The 8,287-nt window shown below is 56.0% G+C and carries 7 protein-coding genes; 6 read left to right on the top strand and 1 reads right to left on the bottom strand.

What is annotated here, in order from left to right:
- The first annotated feature begins 214 nt into the window (after positions 1–214).
- The 6 genes from PCK14_RS19085 to PCK14_RS19060 all read left to right on the top strand — a co-directional run bounded on the left by PCK14_RS19085 (position 215) and on the right by PCK14_RS19060 (position 6,610).
- The gene (locus PCK14_RS19085; RefSeq protein ID WP_333474370.1) at positions 215–1,969 is read left to right on the top strand and encodes a KAP family P-loop NTPase fold protein; all 1,755 of its coding nucleotides are present in this window, start codon (positions 215–217) and stop codon (positions 1,967–1,969) included.
- A gap of 514 nt (positions 1,970–2,483) precedes the next feature.
- Positions 2,484–2,837, top strand: coding sequence for a hypothetical protein (locus tag PCK14_RS19080; RefSeq protein WP_269940104.1), 354 nt, complete (start codon positions 2,484–2,486; stop codon positions 2,835–2,837).
- 5 nt (positions 2,838–2,842) lie between these two features.
- Positions 2,843–4,126, top strand: coding sequence for a queuosine biosynthesis protein queC (locus PCK14_RS19075; protein WP_269940103.1), 1,284 nt, complete (start codon positions 2,843–2,845; stop codon positions 4,124–4,126).
- The gene (locus PCK14_RS19070; RefSeq protein ID WP_269940102.1) at positions 4,123–4,878 is read left to right on the top strand and encodes a TatD family hydrolase; all 756 of its coding nucleotides are present in this window, start codon (positions 4,123–4,125) and stop codon (positions 4,876–4,878) included. The genes PCK14_RS19075 and PCK14_RS19070 overlap by 4 nt, the downstream gene beginning before the upstream one ends.
- Before the next feature lie 273 nt (positions 4,879–5,151).
- Positions 5,152–5,514 (top strand): hypothetical protein, encoded by a 363-nt coding sequence (locus PCK14_RS19065; RefSeq protein WP_269940101.1) that lies wholly within the window; start codon positions 5,152–5,154, stop codon positions 5,512–5,514.
- Positions 5,515–5,710: 196 nt separating this feature from the next.
- A complete protein-coding gene (locus tag PCK14_RS19060) occupies positions 5,711–6,610 on the top strand; it encodes a hypothetical protein (protein WP_269940100.1) in 900 nt (299 codons plus the stop codon).
- A 171-nt stretch (positions 6,611–6,781) separates the two neighbouring features.
- Here PCK14_RS19060 and PCK14_RS19055 read toward each other — a convergent pair whose 3' ends face one another.
- Positions 6,782–7,990, bottom strand: a complete 1,209-nt coding sequence (locus tag PCK14_RS19055; protein WP_269940099.1) for an AlbA family DNA-binding domain-containing protein — start codon at positions 7,988–7,990, stop codon at positions 6,782–6,784.
- Positions 7,991–8,287: the final 297 nt, after the last annotated feature.

The following is an 8,287-nucleotide window of genomic DNA, read 5'->3' as shown; positions in this document are numbered from 1 at the left end:
GATACGGACCCACTGGACATCCGTCAAAACAGAAGTACGCGACACTCCTCATTCATCTCGCACCACCGCACAACCATTTGGGAGACACACCCTAGGCTCCGTGTCGCTGCATGGTTAGTGCACGACCATGAGCGATATTTAGTGAAAGGTATCTATCTCATGACGAAGTAGGCGATTCGAGCAGCTGAGTCATCGCCAGAGAGCGTGGCAGGCATTGGCTTTATCCCCTTCAAAAATCAGGCTTTGGGATGATAACCCCAGCACTTTGGACTTTCTCGGGTTCGACGCAGTTGTCGAGCCGATCGTAGCGGCTGTCCGTGAACACAAGATCCACCCCTTGACCCTCTCGGTACAGAGCCCTTGGGGAGGTGGAAAATCCACTGTTCTCAAGCTCATCGAGGCAGAGTTCATGAACGACGAATCTTGTTTCGTTGTCCTAACCAATCCTTGGGCCTATGACGATCAGGACGATGTCAAGGGCGCCCTAATCGCCGAAATCCTCCATGGAATCCAAGTCCAAATCAAGGATGCCGGCATCAAAGACAGCGTCGGGAAAAAGGCAAAAGAACTCCTGAATCGAATCAGTTGGAGTCGAGCGGCCGTCGCGATCGCCAAGGGTGCTCTGACTTTTCAAGTCGATCCCCAACAAATTGCCGAAATCTTCCGCCCAAAGGACCCAGCCGGTCCGGAGTCTATGGCGAGCTTCAACAATGCTTACAAAGACTTGCTGGCATTGATCCCCCAAGTAGAGAGGGTCGTTGTCCTTGTCGACGATCTTGACCGTTGCCTACCAGAAGCGGTGACTGCCACGCTGGAAGCGATCAAGCTGTTCCTCTCTACCGAGAAGATGGTATTCGTTCTAGCGGCTGACCAGGAGATGGTTCGTGACGCTATATCGGTCAGTCTGGATGGGGCCAAACGCGGCGATATCTTCGCCAGGCGCTATCTTGAGAAAATTGTCCAGCTCCCAATCGCACTTCCGCGCTTGTCAGAAGCGGACGCAGAGGCGTACATCGGGTTGCTCATCGCCGGACGTGCTATGGACACGAACGATCTGCTCAAACTGGCTGACCACGTGCGTAGTCGTAGAAACAAAAACTTGACGCCTCTGCTGCATGAATTCGAGGGCCTGACTGTTTTGCCCGCTAAAGATGATCTAGCATTGGCTACCCAACTTGCCGAGGGGTTGAGCGCAGACCGTCGTTCCAATCCTCGTCAGATCAAGCGATTCCTCAATGCCTTCGGTATCCGAGAATCCATCGCACTGGCGCGCGGGGTCAAGATTTCTCCGGCCGTGATGATTAAGATGTTGCTTCTCGAAGAGCTTTACAGAACGTCATTCAACACCCTGGCGGCGGCACCGACTCAGGATCGTAAGACCCTTCTGATGCGTTGGGAGACTTGGGCGAAACCGTCCGGGGAAGCGAGCGAGGACTCAACACTCCCTGCCGGCATCGATGAAGGAACCAGAGACTGGGCTGCCGCCCCGCCATTCCTCAGGGATGAGAATCTTGACCCCTACATCAATCTTGCCGCGAGCCTCATAAATGTCAGTATGGGGGCACAGGTCTCCGATGACGTTCTCAGCTTGATCAACGACCTGCTCGGGGAGAGCGAGGCGGCTCGCAATGTGGCTGCCGATGAACTATGTAAGCGTGGACAAGACGAGCAGCTTGCTGCACTTGACGTGTTAGTGAGTGCCACGAAACGTTCTGACAGCGCAGAAACAGTAGTTCGAGGTGCGGTGTTGTGGGTAGGAAAGAACGTTGCGCTTGAAGACGCAGCCGCTACAGGAATCGAATCGCATTGCTGGGGCAGCCGACTGACTCCGGGCTCAATCGTTGAACTCGCCAACAGCGGCAGTTCGGCACTCATTGCACTAGTGCGCCACGCCGCGTTGGACGCCTCTCTGCACGCTACAACTCAGGAGACCGCACGCGACGAATTGGAACATATCGATGGGAACTAGCGGCGCATACGGCGGCAGCAATTCCACCGAGTGGAACGAGTTCCGAGACGCGTGGTCCGCCCTCGGTTCCACAGGCGATGTGCCAGGAACAGAAAATTCTGATAATTCCGAGCCCGCGCAACCATCGGATACTCTTTTCGATCCTCAATCGCCAGCATCTGATCTGGACCGCGCCGGCCAGGCCCTTATCGACGCCCTCTGGCGCGACGATCCTACGACGAGACGTAGCACGGTTCCCCCAATTGCCCGGCCTCGAGTCACAGGACAACGCGGAGCCGGAGCAGGAGGTGTCGGAGGCTCTGGAGGCTCCAGTGGACGTTCCGCAGGGACAGGTCGCTCGGGAAGTAAATCATCTAGGCAAGTCATCGGTGGTGCATCCCGTGGTGGTGCGACGATCGGAGCTGCTTACGCGCTCAGGAACCGCGATGCCCAAAGACTAGCTGACTACGGCCTTTCGCTCGCCGAATTTGACTCACTCACTCCGCGGGCACGCATCAGCAAACTCGTTACCCTCATGATCGGCGACGATGGACACCCTGACGATCGAGCTATCCGCCGGGCAGCCACTGAGCAAGTTAAAATGATCGTCGCCGCTGAGGGCGAACCGCCGACCGCCAACGAGGCAATCAAAGGCTTCGTCAGCTCCTATATATTCCAGCTCGGACTCGTCGAGCTCAAAGACCAGATCACTAGCGGCACCCTCGACGGAAATGAGGCGTTAACACGCGAACGAATGTTGCGGGGCTGGATTGATGCCAAGATCCGAACGCTTGCAGTAGATGCTGGCCCAGCCGTGTCGTCAAACCGTATGCATCAAACAGCTGCTGACCTCGCTCAACGAGCGATCCGCGTACTGAGGGCGAGGTAACCGACATGCCACAGACTCACTTTTACGTCTCAGGTCAAGATTCATCGCACGACAGCCCTACCGCCTACCGGCGTTTGAGATGGCCGACTGCAGGAGGCGAGACCGAAACAATCAAGACTAGCATCAGCTGGTGGCTCGATTCCTTGGGTCACGTCCCAGACCCAGCCATCGACATAGTCCGTATTGCTGGTGCCGCTTACCTCGCAGATCGACTCTCTACAAGACCGTCCGCATTCACGCGAAGTCTTCAGCTCACCGTTGAAGTCGCTGACCCTGTTCCCTGGCAAGGTGCGGGGGCGAATCAACTGGCTCAACTCCTATCTTGGCTCACCGGCGACACATGGGAGATCGAGCTGGTCCAAGACCTCACAACCAGATCAGTTTGGGCAGATAGCGAGTCACTCGATGTCGCGAAATCTGTCGCGCTACTCAGCGGCGGACTCGACTCATACCTCGGGGCTTTGCACCTTCTATCAACGCTTGACCATGCGCCCCTCTTCGTCGGCCACTACGACACCGCGACCGCAGTACGACGAGCTCAGAACGCAGTCCGCTTCTGGCTTCAGGACTCCTACGAATCTGTACCTTCCTACGCCCAGCTAGAGTTCACCCAGGTTCATGGCAAGAAGGAAAGTTCTAGTCGAAGCCGGTCGCTGCTTTTTGTGGCCCTCGGAGTCGCCGTAGCATCCAGCCGCCAGGCAACAACGTTGTACGTCCCAGAGAACGGCTTCACCAGCCTGAACCTGCCCCTACACCCCAACCGGGCCGGCGCGCTCTCAACCCGTTCTACCCACCCCGAGACGTTCTATCGCATCAATAAACTGCTCGACACCCTCGGCCTACCGGTAACCGTGACCAACCCGTTCGCTGACTACACCAAGGGTGAAGAGATGCGCCTTGTGGCGAACAGCTGCCCACCGACAGGGTGGGTTCAGACTGCTGGCCTCACGATTTCGTGCAGTAAGCTCGACGGTGCTCGCATCAAGGGCGGCAACTCGACCCTTAATTGCGGCCTGTGCTATGCGTGCGTCACCAGACGAGGCACATTCATCGCAGCCGAAGTAGACGACTCCACTATCTACCTATCCAATTCACTTGTCGGCAACGCAAGAGAAGAACTCCTCCAGCGTCGATTCAGCGACCGCGCCGCACTGAGCTACGCAATCGCGCGTGGCATCGATGATGATGAAATTGATGCGGGGACGTGGCCACCAGGTTCAGATCTGGATGCCATCAGCGGCCTGGCTGCACGAGGCCTTGCCGAGATTGGGAAGGTGGACCTGACATGAACGATTTGGGTTTGCCAGCGCTAGACACTCACGCACACATTGCTCCGGACGTTACGCCGGGTCAGATTGCGGCCCTTGGTAACGCCGTAGTGTTCGCAATGACCCGCAGCCTCCATGAAGCAAACCAGGTCAAGAACCGACCTGACTCCTCGCTGGTCTGGGGGCTAGGCGTCCACCCTGGAGTTGCCAAGGCACGGGAAATGTGGGATTCAACGCAGTTCAAGGACCTGCTTCACTCATTCGCACTTGTAGGTGAAATCGGCTTGGATCGCCGCGGCGGCGCCATGGCTGAGCAAAGATCGATCTTCAAAGAAATACTCACCATTGTTCGCAGTGAACCCGTACTAGTATCTGTCCATAGCACCGGGGCATCAACGGAGGTCGTACGGATCCTCCACGAAACTGGGGTGCAAGGAGCCATCTTGCACTGGTTCAACGGTGATCGCACCGACGTCCAGGGCGCTATCGAAGCCGGAGCCTACTTCTCGGTGAACGCCGCTATGTCTCGAGAACAGATTCAACAGTTTCCGCGCGAACGGGTGTTGTGCGAGACGGACTTTCCAGCGCGAAAGGTGCGTTCCCGAAAACCTGCAGACCTTGACGCTGTAGAGCAGCTATTGGGCCAAACATGGGATGTGGGACCACAAGAAGTCAGGGCCGCCACCTGGTGGAACCTGCGCACATTGAGCGAGCAATCCGGCGCCATCGAACGTCTACCCGAGAGTGTTGTAGACACGCTCCTGTTCCTTTAGCTGGCCCCGCCTCAACGAAAATACGATTTCACCCGGAGATAGTCTCACCCAGATACCGAATCATTCTTAGTTCGCATCTCAAAGAGTCACCCAATCGCGGGTAATTCGACGTTTCAGCCAATTCCGTGCGGTACTGAAGCCTCCCGAGTATGGTTACGAGAATAGTCATACTCCTGCTTTGAAAAATGGTTAGCCACTGGCCTGCAGTTCGCGGTTCGAGAGCGCTTTCTGCTGTCTACTACTCGTGATTTTAGGGTGAGAAAGGACTTGATCATGCTTGAGATTCTCTTGACAGGCATCAACTGGAACATGCTTGGAAAAATGTGGTCGAGTCTCGACTGGAACTTGCTGGAACTGTTGTGGGCTGGTGCGTTGGGTGGTTTCGCACTGGCGCTAGGCAGGATGCTCGTAACATTCGCAAGCATCAACAGTCCCGAGCCTAGAATCAAGCAATTTCTCATGGCCCAATGGCTCTCCCTCACAGCTCTTCCGATTCTGGGAGTAATCCTGACCTGGGTAACCCAAGGAATAGCGGGGGCATTTTTCACTGGGCTTGGGGCCCTGGGTTTCATTCTGCTGCTCACCGGTCCACATCATCAGGCCCACACTAAACACGACGAGGCACCCAATGCCTGAACCAGTCATCCGCCGCGACGACTTCTGGGCAGACGCAATCAATAGTTTGCTTCTGCGTCCGGTATATCGGAAACCGTACCCAGCCCAACAACCATCGAATCAGGGCGCACCTAGTCACGGCAACTCCATGAAACCATCAACTCCTGCCCGAACCAGTGTGCAACATCAACCAGCACCCCAGGAACCGTCAGCAGCGTTGACCACGGAGGTCCCTGCATTCTACGTGGTAGAGCTATCCTCCGATGAAACCAAGGATGACGGCCCTGTCGCCACTTCCGAATCAAACAACGCCCCGTCAGACAAGAGCCCAAGCGCCACATCTGGTGTAGAAGACTCGTTTGCACCCGCGTCCCGGTCGGTCAATGAGTTCCCGCAAGCTACTGAAGATGTTAATTTGCTAGACGTGGCTCCTCCTGAGGGGGGCGCCCAGCTGAATGCTGAAACCATCGCTGAAGTATTCTATGGATCAAAGGGCGGCCAACACTTAGGTGCAGGGACGGGGACTGAACAGTCTGCCCCCTTCATAGTGCTCCAACTCCCAAGCGGGGAAAACTTTCTCGAAATCGAAGCGATTGCCAGAGCGCTTAGGGGGAAAAGCGTATTTCATGTTGGGGACGTTGTCACAGTCGAACAGAACAAGCAGGTAGCCGTCATAGGTATTGACACTGAAGGAAGGTTGGTCCTGTCACCCCTGGCAGACGAAGAATCTGAGTTCAGTCTGGGAGAGAGTCCGGGGGAAAAGAGAACTGCCTACGAATTATTACTAGACATCGACCCACAGGTAGATCAGGACACCTTTAGTTCATCACTTCAGAAGTTCCTAAACGCCATCCTTATCACTGGCGGGACCATCGAAAATCTCCAGATCGGGAACGCATCACCATTTCTGGGCCTAAATGGTAGGGACGAAGGCAAAGACAACCAGGCACAAGTGAATTTCACTGCTACCCTGGAAGCCACTTCATTGCTGTATCGCCGGCTTGCCGACAGCAGAGTTTTCAAAATCAAGCACCTTGAAGAAACCGACATGCCTAAGCAGCACCGGCATGCGGCAACCTCATCGCATGTTCGAAAGAACTCGGATCCCCCTTACTGAAGATCCCATCGAACTCGACCCAAAAATCGGATGCAGCCCTTTCTGCATATGAACCCACCAGAGCTGTGGTTCCACCAGTTACGGCATCTGTTACAGGTTGACCTCCCCGCGTCACTGAACCATGACCAACTTCACCTTCACCCAATGAAACTCAGAGGACCATCTGCATCCCTATCCGCCACCAGGCATGGAGAGGTAGTACAGCGATTCGGCCCCAAACTGTTCGACGACCTCAAGGGCTATTGATCGAGCGACACCGATCAGATCTTCTTCCGAGTCGCTTGGAAGGATCTCACTCTCAACGGCATGGACCCTCGGGAGTGTGCGGCCATTTGGGTCTTGTCCAACTTGAGAAGTAGAGGCTCCAAACCTGCGGGAATGGTTTAGCCCAACAAGAATGAAGGGCTGCTCACCGCTCCTCAATGAATCAATGCGGAGGCTAAAACCCCCAGCATTCTGGCTCTTCTGCATGGCTTCATAGGCCAGGGAAACTATGTCAGCCGCGAAGATTTCCACCGCCCACTCAGTAACTTCCTGATAGTCACCCTTTGGCAGAGGAACATCGGGCATCCCGAACCTGACCGATTCGTAGGTTTGATCAGTCTTCATCGCCAGCCCCACAGAGCCATCATGGTGAATCTCCGCATGAGCTTCATCACTTCGATCATCTGGATTTCGGACGTAAATCGTTTCCGCGATCCAACGACGCCTGCCAACCCTTAGTGCGTCAGGACGACGGCCGACATCTCCGAGAGTCCCGGTCAGCGTTAGCCCTTCACGGATCATCGATGCTGACCGCCTGTTGCCAAGCGTCAGTATCTCGTGCGCCTCGTTTCGGCTGAGTTCGCTGGGTCGACTTAGAGGTGAGAGCGGCGTGGCAACACCCACCAACCAAGTCTCCCCGTTATTAGTCGACAAGCGATCCCCCAGATCATTCACCATTGAGGACAACAGATCAAGCCGAGACGCCCGGAGGTTGAAGCGTTCCGAATACGCTCTCTCGATGGCCCGTTCGTCAAGCCAAATCGTTGTCGCTCCATTTCGAGCAGGCACGCCTAGCCGGCTACCCTCCCCCACCAGGTGGGGCGCATTCGAGCTCCCGGGAACAATGGCCACAACAACCCCTGTTGACGCGTCCGCTGAGCTGGCGAGGGGTACCAAGTCCATCCCCTGAACGATGGGGCGGACTGCCGCGGCCGCTGACAAGACAACCGCACGATCAGACTCCTGGGTACTCACAAGATTGATCGATTCGGCCCGCCCAGAGGTTTCGGCGACACCGTAGACAATGACCCCACCTCCGGAGTTAGCCATGGCCGCAATGTCCTTTGAAGTCTCCGGAACACCACCCCTACCAGGAAGCTCTTGCTTCCAATCCAAGTCAGCTCCTTCATGCACCCCAGCAGCGACAGCCGTCTGAATATGTTCAAAGGTCAGCGGCCCCTTGGGTAGGTTCAAGGCGGCGTGAAGCGGGGTCCATGGATTAGGCATAGGACTACGCTACCCGGCCATCACGGCACCCCACCGCATAGCGCGTCGCATTATCCAAGCCCCTGCGCGCGCAGCCAAGCTCTTCATCGGGCTAGGGTGTGTCTCCCAAATGGTTGTGCGGTGGTGCGAGATGAATGAGGAGTGTCGCGTACTTCTGTTTTGACGGATGTCCAGTGGGTCCGTATC

The sequence above is a fragment of the Arthrobacter sp. HY1533 genome, from assembly GCF_027568515.1.
GTDB lineage: Bacteria > Actinomycetota > Actinomycetes > Actinomycetales > Micrococcaceae > Specibacter.
This window is presented reverse-complemented; position numbering and strand designations above follow the sequence as displayed.

What these genes read in the sequence shown, in the direction of transcription:
- PCK14_RS19080 (WP_269940104.1), top strand. Translation starts at nt 2,484, where the DNA reads ATGATCGGCGACGATGGACACCCTGACGATCGAGCTATCCGCCGGGCA.
- PCK14_RS19070 (WP_269940102.1), top strand. Translation starts at nt 4,123, where the DNA reads ATGAACGATTTGGGTTTGCCAGCGCTAGACACTCACGCACACATTGCT.
- PCK14_RS19075 (WP_269940103.1), top strand. Translation starts at nt 2,843, where the DNA reads ATGCCACAGACTCACTTTTACGTCTCAGGTCAAGATTCATCGCACGAC.
- PCK14_RS19065 (WP_269940101.1), top strand. Translation starts at nt 5,152, where the DNA reads ATGCTTGAGATTCTCTTGACAGGCATCAACTGGAACATGCTTGGAAAA.